This window comes from Actinophytocola sp. (genome assembly GCF_045807065.1).
Taxonomy (GTDB): Bacteria; Actinomycetota; Actinomycetes; order Mycobacteriales; family Pseudonocardiaceae; genus Actinophytocola.
Genome location: NZ_JBJMIE010000661.1, coordinates 1 through 19,081 on the forward strand (window position 1 = coordinate 1; position 19,081 = coordinate 19,081).

A 19,081-nucleotide genomic window follows, 5' to 3' on the forward strand; every position below is an offset into this window, starting at 1 on the left:
ACCGCGAGCCCGCTCCCGACGCTGACACTCGGTGTCGTCATCGCGGCCGAGCCGCCGACGCCCGCGGCCGCGGGCGGTCTCACGCCCCTGCCGCTGCCACCCGAGCCGCTGCTGCGCTGGGACGTGCTGGACGGCGGCCGGTTCGTACCGGCCGAGGTCGTGCGGGACGAGACCGGTGGGCTGCGTGCCAGCGGCACCGTCGAGCTGCGGCTGCCGCGGACGTGGGCGCCCGGCCAACCGCCGACCGCGCGCCCCGGTCCGGCACTGCGGTGGCTGCGGCTGCAGGTCGCGCACGGCCTGTTCACCGTGGCGCCGCCGCTGATCTCGGGGCTGCGGCTGAACATGGTGGCCGCCACGGCCGCGCACACCATCTTCGACGAGCCGCTCGAACCGGTCCAGGACGCCGCGTCACCCACCGTGCGGCGGCAGCTGCGGCTCAGCCAGGTCCCGATCCTCGCCGGCACCGTCGTGATCGAGGTGGACGACGACCCCGGCACCGACCTGTTCGGCACGACCGGGGAGTCCGCGTCGCGGTGGCAGGAGGTCCCGAGCCTGGCCGCGTACGGGCCGGACGACCGCGTGTTCGTCGTCGACTACGCGACCGGCGTGGTCACCTTCGGCGACGGCGTCAACGGCGCGCCCGTGCCGCCGGGCTTCCGCAACGTGCGTGCCGTGCGGTACCGGGTCGGCGGCGGCGCCGCGGGTGCCGTGGCGGCCGGCGCGATCAACGGCGTCCTCACCGCGCGGCCGTTCGTGACCGGCGTGAACAACCCGTTCCCCGCGACCGGCGGCGCCGACGCCGAGCCCGACGAGGACGTGATGCGGCGCGGGGTGGAAGAGCTGCGGTCGCGCGGCCGGGCCGTCGCGCCCGCCGACTACGGCCTGCTGGCCCTCCGTGCGCCGGGTGCCGCGATCGCCCGCGCGCGGGGCGTGCCCGGGCTGCACCCTGGCTTCCCCGGCGCGCCGATCCCCGGCGTGGTGGGCGTCCTCGTGGTGCCGCCGCTGGACGACTCCGGCGAGCCGCCCGTGCCGTCCGCGGCGACCCTGCGCGCGGTGGCCGACTTCCTCACCCGGGAGGTCGCGCCCGCCGGTGTCACGGTGGTCACCGGCTCGGTCGCGTTCCGGCGGGTCGCCGTGGAGGCCCGGGTCGTGCTCGACGCCGACCAGGACCGGGCCGCCGTCCTCGCGGGCGCGGGCGACGCCGTGACCACCTACCTGGATCCGTTGCGCGGTGGGGAGAACGGCGGCGGCTGGCCGTTCGGCGGCGCGGTGCGGCACACCCCGCTGGTGCGCCGGCTCCTCGCCGTACCCGGTGTGCTCGCCGTCTCCGGGCTCGCACTGACCGTCGACGGGGTGCGGCTGCCGCCGTGCACCGACCACGCGATCCCGCCGAACGACCTCGTCTGGCCGCAACGCCCACTGCTGATCCCCGTGGAGAACTCATGACGTGCGCGCCGACCACCGTCACGTTCCGCCTCCTCGACGACGTGGTCGGGTGGGACCAGGACGCGGTGACGAACGTCGTCGGGTTCGACGACCGGGCGGGCGTGCGCCTCGCCTTCGACGGCCGGTCACCCGAAGGCCCGACCCGCGGCCAGCTGCTCCCGTGGTTCCCGGACCCGCGCCTGGCGCCCGGCTGCCACCCGTGCGCCTGGTACCTGCTGTCCGGGAGCCGGTTGCTGCGCCGGGACACCTGCGCGGGTGGCTGGCTGCCGGTCTGGGCTCCCCGCTGCGATCCCCGGCTGCTGCACGAGCCGGTCGCGGTCGCCGCACGCGGGCACCGCGTCGCCGTCGTCGACTCCGGCCGGGTGTTCGTGTGGCGCAACGAGGGCGACCAGCTCACCGCGGTGATCCGGTGGCGGCGCGCCACGATCGTCGCGCTGGCGCAGGACGAGCAGGTGTGGGTGGCCGGCGGCGCCGAGCTGCGCCGGTACGGCCCGGACGGCCGGCTCTGCGAGGTCGTCGACGCACACGTCGGCGGCGAGATCGTCGGGCTCCGCATCGGCCCCGACCGCACGATCTGGCTGCTCACCCGGGACCGCGGCCGGCTGCGGATCTGGCGCGGCCACCACCGGTTCCAGACTGCCACCCTGGCCGAACTGGCCGCCGCGCTCCCGCCGAGCACGCTGGTCTCCGCCGACGAGGACGGGTTCTGCCTCCGGGAGAAGGGCCCCGACGGCGACGTCACCTCCTGCTACACCTGGGCGGGCGAGCCGCGACCCGAGCCACCGCCGGAAGCCGGCGTGTACGTGCCCGCCGGCGAGTTCACCACCCGGCGGATCGACAGCGGCATCTCCCGCTGCCGCTGGCACCGCGTGCGCGTGGACGCCGACCTGCCGGCCGGCACCGCGGTGACGGTGTCGATCGTGGTGTCCGAGGACGACCAGTTCGCCGAGTCCGACTGGCAGACCGCGCCCGCGGGCGTCACCGACTTCCTCGTCGACCAGCCGCCCGGCCGCTACCTCACCGCCCGTGTGGCGCTCTCCGGCGACGGGTCCGCGACCCCGGTCCTGCACCGGATCCGGCTCGACTTCCCGCGCTCCACCAGCGCGGACCTGCTGCCCGCCGCGTTCCGGCAGGATCCCGCCGCCGACGACTTCACCGAGCGGTTCCTGTCGCTGTTCGACGCGACCATGGCCGAGATCGACCAGGTCATCGAGCGCTACCCCGCGCTGCTCGACCCGGACGGGGTCCCCGACGCGGCGCTGCCGTGGCTGGCCGGGTTGCTCGGCCTGTCGTTCGAGGCCGGCTGGGACGCGGACACGCGCCGGAAGCTGATCACCGCCGCACCCGAGCTGTACCGGCGGCGCGGCACACCGGCGGCGCTGAAGCAGGCCGTCGAGATCGTCTTCGGCGTCGAGCCGGTGATCGACGAGCTGGCCGGTGACCGGCACTGGGCGCAGGTCCGCGCGACCGCGACGCCGGCGACCGCCCGCGGCCTCGGCTCGGTGCGGCTGTTCAGCCGGTCGGCCAGCAGGTTCCGGCTCGACACCTCGACGCTGGGCGCGACGCCGCTGCGCGCGTTCGGCGACCCGGACACCGATCCCCTCACCGAACACGCCCACCGGTTCCGGGTCCTGCTGCCCGGCGGCACGGCGGGCGGGGCCCTGGACGAGGACGCGTTGCGGCGCCTGGTGGTCCGGCAGGCGCCCGCCCACACGAGGGGAACGGTCCGGACCGGCGGGGCGGGTTTCGTGGTCGGCACACGGTCGACGGTCGGGGTGGACACCGCGTTCGTCCCGCTGCCGCCGCCCGTGCTGGGTGGCACGCGCCTGAACCACGACGGAGTACTGAGGCCCGGGCCACGAGGCGCACGCCACGGCGTGAGCGTCGGCGTGGTGTCCGCGGTCGGGGTCCACACGCGAGTGTCTTGAGAGGACAGGAAGAGATGACCGAGGTAACGCAGCCCGCCACCCAGACCCCGGAACACGGGGAGTTCGACCAGCAGCCGTTCCGCCGGTTGCGGTACTTCCACGGCCAGCTGCTCACCGCCCGCGACTTCCAGCGCGAGCAGGAGTACTTCCGCGAGAAGCTGAAGCTGCGCATGCGCTGCCTGCTCGGGTTCGGCGTGGTGTGCGGGCTCTTCGTCGAGCCGGTGGTGGAGAACGACAGTGCCGGTGCCGGCGACAGGACAGCCGACGCGCCGGGCGAGGGGGACAAGGACAGGCCGGACCAGCACCGCAGGGCCAAGGTGCGCATCACCTCCGGGCTCGGCGTGGACTGCGACGGCAACGAGCTGCTCGTCTCCGGCAGCTGCGTGATCGACCTGTGGGAGGCGCTGCGCGAGGACGAGCGCAGCGGCGCGACCGCGGTCTGGGTCGGCATCGAGTACAACGAGCGCGCGGTCGAGCCGACCAGGACCGTGTTCAACTCCGCGTGCGCGGACACGTCGGACTGCGACTTCGGCTACACCGAGGAGAGCTACGTCGTCCGGGTCACCGCCAAGGAGCCACCGAAGGACGAGCGCTGCGAGACCTGCTGCTCGCGGTGCGAGCACAAGGTCCTGTGGCTGGCGAGGATCGACGGCGTGGACTGGAACCGACCGGTCCGCACCGACCAGATCCACATGAACATCCGCCGTCCCTTCGGCAGGCACGTGCCGACCGTGATCACCGGCGTCAACTGGCGGCACGGGCACACGTACTCGGTGAGCGAGGCCAGGGAGCTGCTCGGCACGCAGAAGAACTCGGGCGGTCTGGTGGTCGAGTTCTCCGACGACGTCCGCGTCGACGGCCTGCGGCCGGGCGTGGTGGAGATCCAGGTGATCGAGGGCGGCGCCGGCCGCAACGCCGACACCTGGTACATGGGCGGGACGTTCGAGGAGCCAGGCGAGGGCGAGTTCACCCGGCGGTTCCGGTACCGGCAGACGACCCGCGAGACGCTGCAGGACGGCGACCGCGTGCTGGTCACGGTCCGGGCGGCGTTCATCCTCGACCGCTGCTGCCGTCCCGTCGACGGCACCAACGTGGGCGGCCGGGTCCCGTTCACCGGCATGGCGGCGTCCGACGTCGAGACGGAGACCGGGCACGACCACGACCACGATCATGACCACGACCACGATCCCGAGCCGACCGGCTGCCTGGTGCCGCCGTCGGGCATCGGGCCGTGGACCTCCGGCACCGGCGCGGGCGGGGACGTCTTCGAGAGCTGGTTCTTCATCACCGAGGAGCGTTCATGAGCAAGCCAGACTGCGGGTGCGGGTGCGGCGGGACGTCGGCCTTCCCGGCCGCGTTCGTCCGGCCGCGGTTCTTCGCGGGGCAGCTGCTCACCGAGGACGACCTGTCCCTGCTGACCGACTACGTGGCCGGGAAGGACCGGCTGCACAACCGGATGGTGTCCGGCCCGGGCGTCGTGTGTGGACTGGAGGTCACCTGCGACTCCTGCGCCGGCGGCTCAGTACTCGTGCGCCCCGGCCACGCGCTGGACTGCCTCGGCAACGACATCGTGCTGTCCTGCGCGGAGAAGGTCGACGTGCGGGCGCTCGTCCGCGAGCTGCGGGTGTCCGCACCGGGCGTCGACTGCGGCGACCCGTGTGATGACGACCAGCGCCACTTCGGCCTCTTCGTGCGCTACGAGGAGACCCCGGCCGACCCCGTCGCCCCCTTCGCCACCGAGGAACCGTGCCCCACGCCCGGCTGCGTGCCCTCCCGCGTCCAGGAGGGCTTCCGGTTCGTCGTCAGGTGCGACACCACCGACGACCACCGCTACAACCCCGCCACCAAGCTGCTGGCCGCCATCGGCGACAAGGACAGGTACGAGCAGATCCGCCGGCTGACACAGCGGCTCGGCCTGTACCTGGACCCGATGTCGATCGCCGGTTCCGCCTCCACCCGGACGATCGCGTTCGGCAAGGAGGACGAGGTCCGGTATGCCGACAACCTGCGCCTGTTGCGGGAGAACGGTGACGGAGTCCCGCAGCCGCCGGTGGCCAGGCAGCTGACCGAGTACGTGCGGGCGCTGGCCAGTGCCGTCGCCCGGTACGACACCTACGACCAGGCGGGGCAGCAGGACCTCCGGGACAACCACGGCCTCGGTGAGGTCGAGGACGCCAGGCAGGTGCTGGACGCGACGTGCGTTCGCCTGAGCCAGGCGAACGCCGAGGAGGTCTGGCCCGATCCGGCGCACCGGTCGGTCGCGCTGGCCGTCGTGGCCGAGGTGAGGAACCGGATCGCGACGCCCGATCCCGGTGCCCCCATCGAGATCCGCCTGCTGGCGCAGGGCACCCCGCTCGACAACGTGCTGGAGGCCGAGTTCCGGTCCGACCTCGCCCGGATCCGGGAGTGGTTGCTCGGCCGCCTGGACCGGGTGGGCGGGATCGCGGACTGCCGGCTGCACGACGACGTGCGCGCGGTCGCCATCCCGCAGCCGCTGCCCGTCCCGGAGCCGGATCCCACCCGCCGGCTGACGGTGGCCGACCTGGGCCTGCTCGCGGAGGCGGCCGGGAAGCTGACGACGTATGTGCGGCGCTTCGTCACCGACGCGGCCTGCTCGACGCTGAACCCGCCCTGCGTGGACTGCACCGACAACGACGTGCTGCTCGCCCACCTGGAGCTGGACGGCTGCGACGTCGTACGCGTGTGCGCGGCGACGCGGGAGCAGGTGCTGCCGGGCGGCTCGGCGTACGGCGAGTGGCTGCCGAAGCTCTACCAGTTGCGCCACCTCGCCGAGCAGGTGTGCTGCCAGCCGACGCCGGTCTACACGCCACCGACCACACCGGACGCGGGTCCGGTCCCGCGGCCGTACGTGTCGGGGCTGCTCGAGGAGTGGCGGCGCAGGGGGCCGCTGGAGCAGATGTGGAACCTCCTGGTGACCCCGGCGCCGGGGGAGACCGTGCCGAAGCCCGTGCGCGAGCAGGTGTACACGGTGCCGGCCGAGGTGACCGACAGCCTGCAGGAGCTGAACGCGCTGCGTGGGCAGATGAGCGACCTGGCCGGGACCGTGGAGGCGTTGCGGGCACAGCTGGACACCGCGCGCGAGCAGGTGTCGCGGGTGCGGGAGGAGCTGCCGGAACGGCTGTCCGACCGGCTCTCGGACCTGGAGAGCGCGCCGTCCCCGGAGGCGCCGGACACGGCTCGGGAACCGGAGTCCGACGCTCAACCCGAGCCCGAGCCCGACGCGGAGCCGAAGCCGCCGCCGCGGCGCGGCCGGTCGTCGTCGAGCCGGACCGGCGGGTCCGCCCGGAAACCGCGGTCGGGTGAGTCGTCGTGACTTCTCCGCTGCGCCCGGAGTTCCACGAGGGCCAGGTCCTCGCCGCCGCGGACCTGGCGGCGACCGTCTCCTACGCCCGCGCGGCCGCCGCCCGGCACGCGCGGCTGTCGCACGACTGGGGCATCGCCGACGGGCTCGGCATGACCACCGAGAACCGGACGGACCCGACGACGGGTGCCCGGTTCGTCGAGGTGACCGTGGTGGCCGGGTTGGCGGTCGACGTGACGGGCCGCGAGATCGTGGTGCCGGCACCGGTCGTGCTGTCCGAGGCCGATTTCGAGCAGGTCAACGGCGCCGACCGACCGACGTCCGAGCCCTACCCGGTGTTCCTCGCCGCCGTCGACCGGTCCCAGCAGGCCGGTGGCCCCACGTCGTGCGCCGGCACCGCCGGAGCCACCCGGGTGGAGGAGTCGTACCAGATCTCCTTCGGCCGGCTGGGCGACGAGCAGCGGGTGGCCGACGAACAGCCACCCGCGGTGGGCGACGCGCCGGCCGCGCCCTCCGGCCAGTCGCTGGTGCTGGTGGGCTACGTCCAGTGGACCGCGGGCCACTTCACCGCCGTGTTCCCCGACGCCAGGGGCGTCCGCCCGCGGTACGTCGGGGTGCGTGCGGACACGGTGTCGGCCCGGTCGGGCGAGCTGGCGTTGCGGACGCAGCCGGCGGTGCAGGAGGGGAAGCCGGCGCTGGTGCTGTCCGGCGGGGACTCCCCGACCCTGGTTTACGGGCTGTACAAGGGAACCGGCGAGGTCACCTCGCTGATGACGGTGGCGTCCAACGGGAACCTGACCATCGCCGGGAGTTTCTCCAGCAGGGCCTCGGCCGGCAGCGTGCTGGCGGCGTCCGGCAGCGCGACCGACGGCATGGTGCTGCCGCTGCCGTCCGGTGTCGCACCGCAGGACGTCGCTGACGGCCGGGTGTCGCTGCACGTGTACGTGACCCCGCGCATCCCGCCGGCCGGCGCGGGTCTCGTCGCGGCGTCCGAGGCCGCTGTGGACGGTGACCGGCGCGTCCGGTGCCGGCTGCGGTTCCTCGTCCCGGGCGCGGAGATCACGGAGAGCCCGGGCGCGGTCGACTTCCTGGTCCTGGCAACGGTCGCGGCGACGGGTGGTGGCTGACCATGAGCCTCTTCGTGGTGTACGTGCAGGAGACCAACCATGTGGTCGGCGCGGTCCGGGCGAACGGCGCCGCCGCGCCGACGGTGGCCGAACTGGTCGGCGACGAGCTGCCGCTGCGCGTCTGGCTCGGTGCGGACCGGGTCGCGACCCTCACGCTGAAGGTCAGCGGCCTGGCCGTCCGGGAGGTGGACGACGAGCCCGGCGTGTTCGCGGAGCCGCTGGCGTTCGCGGTCGACCAGGGCAGCGACGGCCAGCCGCCGAAACCCACCCTCGTGCCGCTGAAGAAGTCGACCGTGCCGCTGAAGTTCGAGGTACCCGGCCTGACGGTCGCGGTCGACGGCAAGGTGGGCGACGACACCCCGGTCCGCGTGCTGATCTCCTACGGCCAGTCCTCGAGCCTGCTGGTCGACAAGATCGACAAGGGTGGCACGGAGACGACGCTCCAGACGCTCGTCGACGACGACCCGCACGGTGTGCTGGTCCTGGTCCCCGGGTGGGCGGGCCGGCTGGAGAAGGTCGAGAAGCAGTGAGCACACCCACCGCCGGCGAGATCACCGTGCACCAGTGCGTGGTGCGGGTGGTCCGACGCGGTGGGTGGAGCTGGGGACCCGACCCCAGGGGCCTGGTGCAGCGGGTCCTCGACGCCCTGCCCGACCTGCTGGCCGCGGCGTTCGACGAGTACCTCACCGGCGACGGCCCGGACCTGGAGATCACCGAGCCGGTGCGCCTGTCGGTCCGGTTGAGCTCGCGCGGCGGAAGCGTGGTGACGCCACACGGCCTCGTTCTCGAGGCCGTGCCGGGTGAGCCGGTGCCCGATCCGGTTCCCACGCCTCTGGACTCATCCAAAGTAGACAGCCAAAGCCAGAGTCCGGTCCCCGGCACCGACTGGTCGCCGAGCACGCCGGTGACGGTCGCCGCTCTGTTCGACGAACTCGCCGAACGTGACGAGCTGGCCGCGTTGCTCCCGCTGCTGCCCGAGGAGACGCTGCGCAGGTACCTGTCCGCGCTGCTGGTCGGACCGGCCGCCGCCGCACAGCCAGGCGGAGCGGGCATCGAGCCGTCGGCCGTGCGGCTCGTGGGGCCGGCCGCGGAGCTGACGGCGGAGCTGGCTCGCCGGCTGTCGCTGCCGGAACCGCCCGTCACCCGGGCGGAGCTCGCCGAGCTGCTGGGTTCCCCGGCCGCCGGGCCGACCGAACAGCCGGTCGCGGCGCAGACCGCTCGCCCGGAGGTGGCCGCCTCGACCTGGTCGGCGGGGGAGACGAGGGTGTCCTCCGTGCTCCCGTTCCTGCTGGTCGGCCCGCTGGCGCGGACCGGTTACCTGGACGCGATCGGCCCGGCACTGTCCGGAGTGGACCTCCTGGCGGACGCCTCCCTGTTCGCCGCGGCCCTGGCCTACAAGGTCCTCGGTGCCCCGGAACGGGGATGGCGCAGGACACCCGAGGACGACGCCGCGGCCGCCGCGTTCGCCGGCTGTGCGTCGGTGCCGGACCTGACCCGCTTCGCCCAGCGGGTCCGCCCAGCGCTGCCGGTGCTGGACGGCGTCCTGGCGCTGTCCCTGTGCCGGGGCCATGACCCGGTCGATCCGCTGCTGGTCGCCGGCGTGGACGGGGGTGTGCTGCTGGCCGACGCGCACGGCATGTTCCCGGTCGCGTGGGCACCGACGGCGGCGGACCTGCTGCCGCACTGGGCGGCGAGCGGCAGACCGCCGGTGCTGGTCTGCGACAGCCCGCTCCCGTCGGCCTGCCTGCGTGACCTGGCCACCGCGGGCGTCCCCGTGCTGACCGACGTGCGCCCGCTGCGCGACGACCCCCTGTCCCGCCTGCCGTGGCGGGTTCCACTGTGGACGACGGGCGGCGTGGGAACCCGGTGGGCCGCGGAACTTCCCGGCCTGGCCGGCCGGCTCGGCGAACTGGTGCGGACGCTGTTCGTGGCGCACCGTGCGGTGCCGCTGGCCGCGGACCGCGCCCTGGACCGCGGCGTCGCACTGGCGGCGTCGCTGTCCCTGGGCATGATCGCCTGGCAGCTGTGGCGGGAGCGGGAGACCCCCGACCCGGTGCTCGCGCTGACGAGGTTCGCCGACCTGGAGGCGACGGTGCGGTACACGCCCGAGTCCGTGCGCGTGCGGATCCCCCTGGGCCGGCGCCACGCGGACCTGTGGCGGGCCGGCGCCCTGACGGACGTGCCGAACGTGGTCTGGCTCGGCGGCCGGACCCTGACCTTCTCCGGTGGTTGAGGTGAGCGGACCATGATCCGAAACGACCGCGTGACCCCGCGATCGGAGTCCCCGGTGAGCCGGTGGTGAGCGGTCTCGCGGTGGAGCACCTCCGCGTCCGGCTGGCGGAGCTGCACGGGGCGCTGCGGATGGCCGTCGCCCGCCAGTCCCAGGCCGCGGCGGCGTTGACCCGCCCGGACCTGACCCCGTTCTGCGTGACCGACGAGCAGGTCGACGCCCTGCTGGACCGCGTGGACGCGTTCACCGAGGCGATGACCGAGCCGCCGTCCCCGCCGCCGCGCGACCCGGAGTCCGAGCAGCACCTGCGGCGCCTGGCCGCGGCGCGCGGCGTGACCCTGCCCCTGGACGCACTCGCGACGCGTTACGGCCTGTCCCGGACCGAGCAGGACGCGCTGCTGCTGGTGGCGGCCCCGGAGCTGGACCCGGCCTACGAGCGTGTGTACGCCTACGTCGTCGACAACCTGAACCGGCGCGCGCCGTGCGTGGAACTGCTGGTCACGGTGGCGGCGGAGATCCCGGCGGACCGGCTGGCCCTACGCCGTGACCTGGGCCGCGCCGGCAGGCTGCGCCGCTACGGCCTGCTCCGTGCCTACGGCGAGGCGCCGACCGAGCTGGCCCAAGAGCTGGCGCTGGGCGCCGGGGTGTTCGAGTTCCTCCTCGGGTGGAGCGGCGACGTCGGCGTCCTCGGCCACGACCCCGGCGAGGTCGTGCGTCCCGAGCTGCAGGTGGCCTCCCCGTACCTGAACTCCGAGCGCCTCACCAGGCTGGCCCGCGCCCTGAGCGCCGGCGACGTGGACGCGGTCGGCCTGTGGGGTTGCCCGCCCGACAGCCAGGTCGACGCCGCACAGGCACTGGCGGGCGCCGCCGGCAGGGTGCTGCGCCGCACGACCGCGGATGTGGAGGCCGACCTGCACGCCGCGGCCGCGCTGAACGCGATCCTGTGGCTACAGACCGACGAGCACCCGACGGACCCCCACGACGCGCTGCTGCGCAGTAGGGTGCCCCTGTGCCTGACCGGCACGACCCCGTGGCGCCCGGCGCGGCTGCTGGCCAGCCGCACGTACGCGGAGCTGACCGTGCCCACCCCCGGCTTCCGGGAACGCCGCGCGATGTGGTCCTCGGCCTTCCCGGTACTGGACGAGAACCTCCTGGAGGACCTGGCGGCCCGCTACCGCATGAGCGGCGGCGAACTGCGGGCGGTGGCCGCGGTGGCCGACACCGACGCCCGGCTGTCCGGCAACGGCCACCCCATCACGGCCCACGTGGAGCCGGCGATAGCGACGGTGACCCGGGGCCGCAACAGCGGTGCCGTCCAGTCGATCATCCCGCGCCGCGGCGCGGCGGACCTGGTCCTGCCGGAGGCCCAGATGGGGCAGGTCGAGGAGATCGCGTCCGCGTTCCGCGCCTGGCCGAGGATCGCGGAGTCGTGGGGCTTCGCCCGCCGAGCGTCGACCGGTGGCGTGAAGGCGCTGTTCACCGGCGAGCCGGGCACGGGCAAGACGATGTCGGCCGAGGTGGTGACGGGCATCCTCGGCCTGGAACTGCTGAAGGTCGACCTGTCCCAACTGGTGTCCAAGTGGGTGGGCGAAACGGAGAAGAACATGGAGGCTGTCTTCCAACAGGCGGAAGACAGCCACGCGGTACTGCTCTTCGACGAGGCGGACGCCCTGTTCGGCAAACGCGGCGAGGTCAAGCAGGGCACCGACCGCTACGCCAACCTGGAAGTCGGCTACCTGCTGCAACGCCTGGAGGCGAGCGAGGGCCTGATCATCCTGACGAGCAACCTGAAGGAGAACATCGACCCGGCCTTCACCCGCCGCTTCCACTTCGTGATCCACTTCCCCCGCCCCGGCGTGCCTGAACGCCGCCGCCTGTGGCAACTGGCATTCCCCCCGGAGGCCCCGCTGGCTGCGGACGTCGACGTGGACGCCCTGTGCCGCCTGGACATGACCGGCGCCGCCATAGCGCAAGCGGCCCGCACGGCGGCCCTGGCCGCCGCCAACGCGGGCGGCACCGCAATCGCCATGCGCCACGTGGTGAGAGGCATCTCCCGCCAGTTCCAACGCGAGGCGCGCCTGTTCCGCCCGTCCGACCTGGGCCGCTATGCTGAACTCCTGACCGACAACGGAACCCTGGGGTGAGCGTTGATGCATGAGCTGATGCCTCCGCAACACAAGCCCGCCGTGCCGGTCACCGCCCAGGAGCTCCGCACCGCCGCCGCCTCCGACAGGGGCAAGAAGAAGCTGGTACTGGTCCCGGCCGTCATCGGCAACGCCCAGGCCGCGAAGACCGCCATGGACGGCAGCTCGAAGACCCTGCCGTCACATGTGGCGTCCACCTTCGCCGCGGGCCAGGACCGAGTCGGCAACGCGGCGATCGCAGGCGCGGCAATGCGCGTCATCCCGATGGCCGTGCCGACGAAGGAGTGCTGCCCCGGCCGGTAGGCTCGAAGCACTGCGACTAGCAGTGACATGTGCTCGGTGGGAGTTCGTGTGCAGGTTGAACAATTCGATATGGTCTACTGCGAAGGTTGGGATCCCGAAGCACGCGCGATCGCTGGCCCGATCCGACCCGCTGAAGCTCGTCGGCGTGACGACGCCGGGGAGGAGTACGCCATTCTGGTTCTGGGTGGCTCGAGGCCACGGGCGCTCATCGAAATATCGTGGCGACACTATTCATGCGTGGTTTGGGGTTTTGACGACAATGTACGGCGGGTGCTCAAACGCGATTTCCGCCGACTCGACGAACAGCGAGTCCTCTTCCTCGTCGAGGAAACCGAATGGAACTACCCGGAGCCGGCGCAACCTGAGTTTGGTTCAGAGGCGCCCAGACAGGTTGCACGAACCCGCCTCGGAAGCTCGGGCAATCAAGTGCTGATCAGTACGGAACAAGGACAACGCAGTGTCGACGCGTCTCGTGCGGCTCTGACGCGGGTGGCGCCCAGTTTCGGTGAGTGGTTACACCTTCTCGTCGAGGACGATGCCGGTCGGGAGACGGGCGCCATGCGCATGCCTCCCGCTGATGACCCGTTGGCCCAGCTGGCGGCACTCTCCGGCCAGGAAGTCATGTGGCGCATGAAACCCGTACTCCCGGGGGATGGTTCTGGTAGTCGTCTCGTCGAACGGTTCCCGCCGCCATTGGGGGTCGCGACCAAACCGGCGACAGGGCCGAACTGGTCTCCGCCACGACCCATGCAGCCTGATGCGCGAATTCTCGACCTGACCCGACCTCAGCAGGAGGTGCTCCTACGAGACGAGCGTCTGCTGGTGGAGTCCCATAGAGCGGGATTGCTACGGTTGCCGACCGGCAGGGTGGTCGCCTGCGCTCCTGACGACTACTTCCTTGCCGAACGCCAACCGTTCACGGTAGCAGTTCCACCAGGCAATTATGATCTCGTTCTGAGAGTGGCTCGTGGTTCTGACGAACTCGGGTTTGATCCACGGGTCGCCGCGGCCGGGATAGCTATCGGTGAAGAACGTGCGGTGACGTGGGAGCTTGCTCTCCTGCCAGGGGAGGACCCGCGACTGCTGCGTGATGGTGAGGCGTACTGTTTCGGTGTCGACGGTGGTACCGCATGTTTCATGGACGCCGCCGCTGTCCATCGCGTCGCCGGGATGTATCGCGAGGACGATCACCCTCTGCGGGATGGCGAAGTCGCGGGCGTACGCACGGCCGGCGTTGACGAGCCTGAATCAGGAGCGAACGTCCTCGCGTTCGAAAGCGGATGGGGCGACGGGTGTTATCCCGTATGGATCGGCCGCACCGAAAGCGGAGATGTCGTCAGTTTCGTTGCGGACATGCGGTTGTTCGCATAGCGCAGAGGGTTGCCCGTACGTCACTCGGTCACGGTGGAGGGATGCTGTTCGAGATCGTCCACGACGACCCCGGCTTCGCTACACGGTTCAGTGGTCCTGGCGTCGCAGTGATGGTGATGACGATCTCCGACCTGAGGAGATGGAAGCCGAGGCCGCGCAGGATGTGTTGCTGCTGCGCAGCAGTGCGCGGCGGACCGCCCAAAGCTCTGTTGATCTCCGCTGCCGACGGCCGATGAGCGCGCGTGATGTCGAAGAGCTGCTCGGCGCCGTTCGGCGCAACGGGCGGATACGTGGACACGAGCCACTTCTGGAACGCCGTCGGGTCCGAGAACTGGTGTTGAACCTCTACGACATAGACGACCTGGTTGGAGACGTCACCGGTGTAGATGAAGTCAGCGACTTCCCGCTCCGGCTTCTTCATCGCGGTGTTCGCGGCCAGGATCATCGGTGAGAGATTCCGTCGGTCTGTTCCTGAACCGCCGAGGAGATTAGCCAACAGGTGGCCCCGCTGGAGCGTGCCGAGGCCAGGCAAGTCTATTCCGGGAATGTAGCCGGCCGCCGGGCTTCCCCGGTTCTCGGAAGCTCTACTCACCGGATTGCCGGAATAGCATTTTGCCCTTCCGAAGCTGTCCATTGCTGACGGCACTGGATTGTGTAGCGGCCGTCTGAAGGTCAGACCGGGGATCTGGAACTTGACACCGATGTCGCTGATCATCTCGCTCAGGTCGTTCAACCAGTCATTGAGCCGTGTGTCGCGCTGAGCGGAGTCCGGCAGGGCGGCGTGGTCAGTGACGATCTTCGCGGCTCTGCCTTCCACGTTGTCCAGTGCCTTGTTCAGCTCCGCACCCCAGTCCTGCTCACGCGAGTCCCTCGACCTGAGGGCGTTGCTCGCCAGCTGGCGAAGAACCTTGACCTTGACTCGGATGCCGTCGAACCCCTCGCTTGCCATCAGGATCGTGACGCGCTTTCCCTCCACCCGCGCCTGGAGCGTATGCGACTCCGTGCCAACCGTGGTGGACCGCTCGACGGTGTGAGCCGTCGCCTTCTCCTCATCCTTGGAGGTCTTTTCCTGCGTCACTTCTTTCTTGGGCTTCTTCTTCCTGCTGAACTTGTCCTTGAGCTTCTTCGCAAGGGCCTTGAGCTTCGCCCAGATCTTCTTTGCCAGGGCGACGATCTTGTCGATTATCCAGTCGATGGCCTTGTTGACCGGCTTGGCGAGTTTCTGGAAGATCTCCTTGACCTTCCCCGCGATGCCACCAACCCCGAGCAACGCCGCCAACGCCCCGATCAGGACCGGGATCGACCGCGCCAGGGCCTTCTCGACCAGGCCGGGAACCCCACCGCCGCCACCCTTCGAGATGGCGATCACCGCGTCCAGGACCGTGTTGACGAAATCGATGATCTGGCGGCCGTTGGTCACGATGAACTTGATGATGTCGATGATCATCTTGCAGGCGCGGATGAATGCCGACGCTGGGTTGAACAGCGAGATGATCCACGTGATGCCGGCGATGATGATGGTCGGCAGCAGGTAGGACACCAAATTGTCGATCAGGTTCTTCTTCAGGTCGCCGACCCGTGACTTGAGGTCGTCCCACAGCGCTGTGATGCCGCGTTTTCGTATCTCCAGGACGATCGGGAGTGCGTGCTCGCCGGCCTCGATGGCGGACATGGCCTCCTTCGGGACCTTGTCGGCGATGCGGGCGCGGAGGTTGGCCGGCGACAGCCCCAGCAGGCTGGCGATCAGCAGCAGGATGCCCACGATGTCGAAGCTGGTCGGCAGCGCGATGCCGGCGGTGGCCGCGGTGCCGAGCAGCCAGGACAGGACGCCCTGCTGCAGGTGCGCGGCAGCGTTGTTCTTGAACTGCTTGAGCCCGCCGCCGACCGCGGACACCAGGTTGCCCAGGAAGCCGATCGGGTCCTTCAGGATGCCCATGACCGCCTGGGCGGCCTTCGCGAGCACGCCCAGCAGCAGGTCCTTCAGTTCCATGATCGTCTTGATGACGCCCTTGACGGCATCGATCGCCTTGTCGACGAAGCCCTTGTTCTTCTCCTTCTCCGCGGCGATCTCGTCGTCGACCGACTTGACGGCGTCGGTGTACTTCGTGGCCAGGGTGTCGACCAGTTCGGTGCTCTTGTCGTCGACGGACTGGGTCAGCTCGTCGAACTTGTCGGCGAAGCCTGCGGCCGCCTCCTTGCCGATGGCCTTGAGGTCCTTGGGCAGGGCATCGACGGCCTGCCGCAACTCGTCGCGGCCCTTCGCGATACGTTGCTTGGCGCGGGTCAGCTCGGCGCCGATCGTGTCCGCCACCTTCGCGATGACCTCGCGGACCCGCTTGACGTAGTGGTCCCGCGCCTCGACGAAGATCTGGTTCGCTTCCTCGGGCAGGCCGAACAGCTTGTCGTGGCCCCACTTGATCCAGCCCCACCTGCCGCCGTAGCGCCGGTCCTTGTACTCGTCCATCTTGCGGCGGTGTTCGGCGGTGAACGCGTCCCGGGCCTCCTTCTCGCCGCGGGTGAACTGGTCGTCCACCAGTTTGTCCAGGCCGGTGAGAATGCCTTCCACATCGGTCTTCATGGTGTCGAAGACCTTTTGCAGAATGCCCGTTACCTGCGTCCGCTTTTCCTCGTCGGACGATTTCGCGTTCTTCTTCCCGCCGCCGACCTGCTGGCCGGTGCGCACCCGCTGGTTGGCGATCGCGGCCATGGCGGTCGTGCCCAGGCGGTTGGCCGTCGCGGTGGTCTGCTTCAGCTGCGCCGCCTCGTTCTTGCGCAGCTCGCCGGGGGCCGTCTCGGAATGGTGCTCCGCGGTCTTCTTGTCCTTGAGCGCCGTGTTGAAGCTCGGCTCGTTGGACTTCTTCAGCTGCGCCTCGGAGACCTGCGCGTCGGACATCTCCTGGTTGACGTGCGCGGGCCCGGCGGACATGTCGGTCGCCGACGGCGGGAGCTTGTCCGGCGTCGCCTTCGCCGGGTCCGGTGTGCCCGGCGTGCCCGGCGGCCGGTCCGGTGCCATGGGCACGACCTGCTTGGCGACCGCCGCCGAGGTGTCCGGGGGCGCCGCGGTGGTCGTGGCGATCTGCTCGGCCGAGTCCGACTTGCCCTCGCCGACCTTGCCCTGTACTTCGGCCTTCACCTCGGCGGGTTTGCCGGAGTCGGCGAACTCGTCGGCCTGCTCCAGGTTCTTCGGCGCCTTCTCGGCGATGGCCTTCTCGACGGCCTTGATGAACGCGTCCTTGTCGAATTCCTTCGGCTTCGCGTCGTTCATCTTCTCGGCGTTGGCCGTCTTGCCCTGGGCGACCTCGTCGTCCTTGGGCGGCACCGAGGCCTGCTGCGCCGAGTCCGCTTCCCGGCCCGCCGGGGGGTGGGACTTCGCGACCGTGCGTTTCTTGTGCGCGACGTCCTTCTTCAGGACCGCGAACCTGGGGTCGGACCCGGGACCCCGGGCGAGACCGGCCGCCACCGCGCCGTTGCCGACCTTGTCCTGCGTCTCCCGCTGGGACGGGTCGGCGATCGGCTTCTTGTCGCCCGCCCGCAGCGCCGCCAGCGCCGCGGCGTTCGACGGGCTGAGTGGGGGAGCCTTCCGCACGGGCGGGCGGTCGCGCACCTGCCCCGGTAGCGAGGCTGCCATCTCGGGCTGCGTGACCGGGGTGGCCACCTCGGGCCGCTTGGCTCTGGCCAGTGGTGGTGGCATCGGACGGCGACTCCTCCCGCGACAACGGTCAGCGTCGCAGTCGGCCGTCACCAGGGCGTTGCGGAAACGTCCTCAGCCGGCGCCATGACCGGCGAACGCGCGGACGTGTCGGACGACGCCGTTGCTGATGACCGTGATCTGCCGCCGGCCCGCGATGCCGGTGTAGGGGCAGCCGTCGGGCCCCTCCCGCAGCGTCGCGGACTCGTCGCCCGGCTCGATCCACAGCAGCTTGGCCGAGCGGAGCCACGGGACCAGGTCGAAATCGTAGTGCGCAACGGAAGGACGTGCCTGGTCCCACCCGACCCACTCGCCGTCCTCGTGAACCGGGTAGGTGTTGGTGCCCCACAGGTTGACCAGAGCGACGTCCTCGGGTGGTGTGCCGAAGTAGCTGAGCGCCCAGCCGGTGTGCCCGCCGACCGGCACCTCGGCGATCACCGCCCGCACGCCGTCGCCCCTGAGGATGCGTGGCACCACGAACGGCGCGTCGGGACCGGGGACGACGGCGAACGCCGGGTGCTCGACCGGCTCGGCGAGCCGCATCGCGCCCGTCATCGCGATCCAGGTCGGTGGCAGTGACTGCGGCACGCGTCGTACCGGCGCGAGGTAGTCCCAGAACCAGGAGTCCAGCCCCATGGTGTCGATCGGCCACCGGACCAGCGCCCGGGTGTGCGGGCAGCGGGCGACCGTCACGTCGGGCAGCAGTTCGCGGTAGCGCCTGTTGATGTCGTGGACGCGGTCGAACAGGGCGAACGCCTCCGTCATCCGGTCGGCGTCGCGCAGCGCCTTCGCCTGCTCGTGCGACCGCGTGCCCTCGGCCATCAGCCGTCGTCGTTCGTCGGCGGTCAATCCCCACCTCCTACAGCGGTGTCTCGGCGCGGACGTAGCGTGGCGGTTGGCCCGGCGCGAACCGCACCAGGCCCTCGTTGCCGTCCCGCTTGTGCTGTGCCACCAGGTTGTCCCGCATCCGCCGGTCCTTCAGCGGTTTGGGCTTCCAGTACACGACCGCGCCGTGCATCACGCCGAACTCGTCCCTCTTCATGTCTTCGACGAGTGCGAGGTACTGATCCTCGGGGAGGTGGGAGCCGTCCGTCCGGCGGATGTCGTACATGTCGTGGTCGCCGGCGACCGGCTGGCGGACCAGGTGCTTGTCGTAGCCGTAGACCACATAGCCGGTCACCTCGAAACGGCCCAGCGGAGCCGGCCTCCGCGCGAGTTTCCGCATCGTGCCGCCGTAGGTCCTGCGTTCCTCGACCCGCATGCGGTACCGGTCCTGCCCCGCCTTGATCTCCGCCTTCGACAGCCCCCGCCTGCGGGGCAGCGGCACGGCGTTGACGAAGAACCCTACCTTGCCCTTCTTCTCCGGCTCGACGCTGAGGTACGTGTCCGCCGTGTTGATCGTCTTCGCCTTGACATCCTCCGGCTTGTAGAGGGCACCGCGTTCCAGGTGCGGCACCGAGTCCTTGTTCGTCGGCCGGACGTCGATCACCAGCCGGCGGTCGTCGGCGTAGTGCTGGAAGGC

13 protein-coding genes are annotated in these 19,081 nt (G+C 71.1%); 10 read left to right on the forward strand and 3 right to left on the reverse strand.

All coding sequences use genetic code 11. The annotated features are described in order from the left end of the window. From ACJ73U_RS38850 to ACJ73U_RS38895, 10 genes are all read left to right on the forward strand, one after another. Positions 1-1,446, forward strand: a 1,446-nt coding sequence (locus tag ACJ73U_RS38850; RefSeq protein ID WP_407782775.1) for a putative baseplate assembly protein, incomplete at its 5' end; no start/stop codon positions are given. Beyond that, positions 1,443-3,374 carry a phage tail protein I gene (locus tag ACJ73U_RS38855; protein WP_407782776.1) on the forward strand — a complete coding sequence of 644 codons (1,932 nt, stop codon included), beginning with the start codon at positions 1,443-1,445 and terminating at the stop codon, positions 3,372-3,374. The genes ACJ73U_RS38850 and ACJ73U_RS38855, both read left to right, overlap by 4 nt. 14 nt (positions 3,375-3,388) lie before the next feature. Further along, a complete protein-coding gene (locus ACJ73U_RS38860) occupies positions 3,389-4,678 on the forward strand; it encodes a hypothetical protein (protein ID WP_407782777.1) in 1,290 nt (429 codons plus the stop codon). Next, entirely contained in the window at positions 4,675-6,708 is a 2,034-nt protein-coding gene (locus ACJ73U_RS38865) for a hypothetical protein (protein ID WP_407782778.1), read from the forward strand. The genes ACJ73U_RS38860 and ACJ73U_RS38865 overlap by 4 nt, the downstream gene beginning before the upstream one ends. Further along, positions 6,705-7,823: a hypothetical protein gene (locus ACJ73U_RS38870; RefSeq protein WP_407782779.1), complete on the forward strand. Its 1,119-nt coding sequence runs from the start codon at positions 6,705-6,707 to the stop codon at positions 7,821-7,823. Before ACJ73U_RS38865 ends, ACJ73U_RS38870 begins: the two co-directional genes overlap by 4 nt. Before the next feature lie 2 nt (positions 7,824-7,825). Next, a complete protein-coding gene (locus tag ACJ73U_RS38875) occupies positions 7,826-8,353 on the forward strand; it encodes a hypothetical protein (RefSeq protein WP_407782780.1) in 528 nt (175 codons plus the stop codon). Next, on the forward strand, positions 8,350-10,056 hold the full coding sequence (locus ACJ73U_RS38880) for a hypothetical protein (protein ID WP_407782781.1): 1,707 nt from the start codon (positions 8,350-8,352) through the stop codon (positions 10,054-10,056). The genes ACJ73U_RS38875 and ACJ73U_RS38880 overlap by 4 nt, the downstream gene beginning before the upstream one ends. 65 nt (positions 10,057-10,121) lie before the next feature. Further along, a complete protein-coding gene (locus ACJ73U_RS38885) occupies positions 10,122-12,197 on the forward strand; it encodes an ATP-binding protein (RefSeq protein ID WP_407782782.1) in 2,076 nt (691 codons plus the stop codon). A 6-nt stretch (positions 12,198-12,203) separates the two neighbouring features. Then, positions 12,204-12,500 carry a hypothetical protein gene (locus tag ACJ73U_RS38890; RefSeq protein WP_407782783.1) on the forward strand — a complete coding sequence of 99 codons (297 nt, stop codon included), beginning with the start codon at positions 12,204-12,206 and terminating at the stop codon, positions 12,498-12,500. Positions 12,501-12,548: 48 nt separating this feature from the next. Beyond that, positions 12,549-13,871, forward strand: coding sequence for a DUF4241 domain-containing protein (locus ACJ73U_RS38895; RefSeq protein WP_407782784.1), 1,323 nt, complete (start codon positions 12,549-12,551; stop codon positions 13,869-13,871). A 28-nt stretch (positions 13,872-13,899) separates the two neighbouring features. On the opposite strand, the gene ACJ73U_RS38900 is transcribed toward ACJ73U_RS38895, so the two are convergent. The 3 genes from ACJ73U_RS38900 to ACJ73U_RS38910 form a co-directional block, all read right to left on the reverse strand. Next, positions 13,900-17,526, reverse strand: coding sequence for a hypothetical protein (locus tag ACJ73U_RS38900; RefSeq protein WP_407782785.1), 3,627 nt, complete (start codon positions 17,524-17,526; stop codon positions 13,900-13,902). Between the two features lie 108 nt (positions 17,527-17,634). Further along, positions 17,635-18,408 (reverse strand): hypothetical protein, encoded by a 774-nt coding sequence (locus tag ACJ73U_RS38905; RefSeq protein WP_407782786.1) that lies wholly within the window; start codon positions 18,406-18,408, stop codon positions 17,635-17,637. A 10-nt stretch (positions 18,409-18,418) separates the two neighbouring features. Beyond that, on the reverse strand, positions 18,419-19,081 hold a 663-nt coding region (locus tag ACJ73U_RS38910; RefSeq protein WP_407782787.1), incomplete at its 5' end, for a hypothetical protein.

Bases quoted from the DNA above. Each gene is read 5' to 3' on its own strand.
- ACJ73U_RS38855 (WP_407782776.1), top strand. From the start codon at position 1,443: ATGACGTGCGCGCCGACCACCGTCACGTTCCGCCTCCTCGACGACGTG.
- ACJ73U_RS38860 (WP_407782777.1), top strand. From the start codon at position 3,389: ATGACCGAGGTAACGCAGCCCGCCACCCAGACCCCGGAACACGGGGAG.
- ACJ73U_RS38865 (WP_407782778.1), top strand. From the start codon at position 4,675: ATGAGCAAGCCAGACTGCGGGTGCGGGTGCGGCGGGACGTCGGCCTTC.
- ACJ73U_RS38875 (WP_407782780.1), top strand. From the start codon at position 7,826: ATGAGCCTCTTCGTGGTGTACGTGCAGGAGACCAACCATGTGGTCGGC.
- ACJ73U_RS38890 (WP_407782783.1), top strand. From the start codon at position 12,204: ATGCATGAGCTGATGCCTCCGCAACACAAGCCCGCCGTGCCGGTCACC.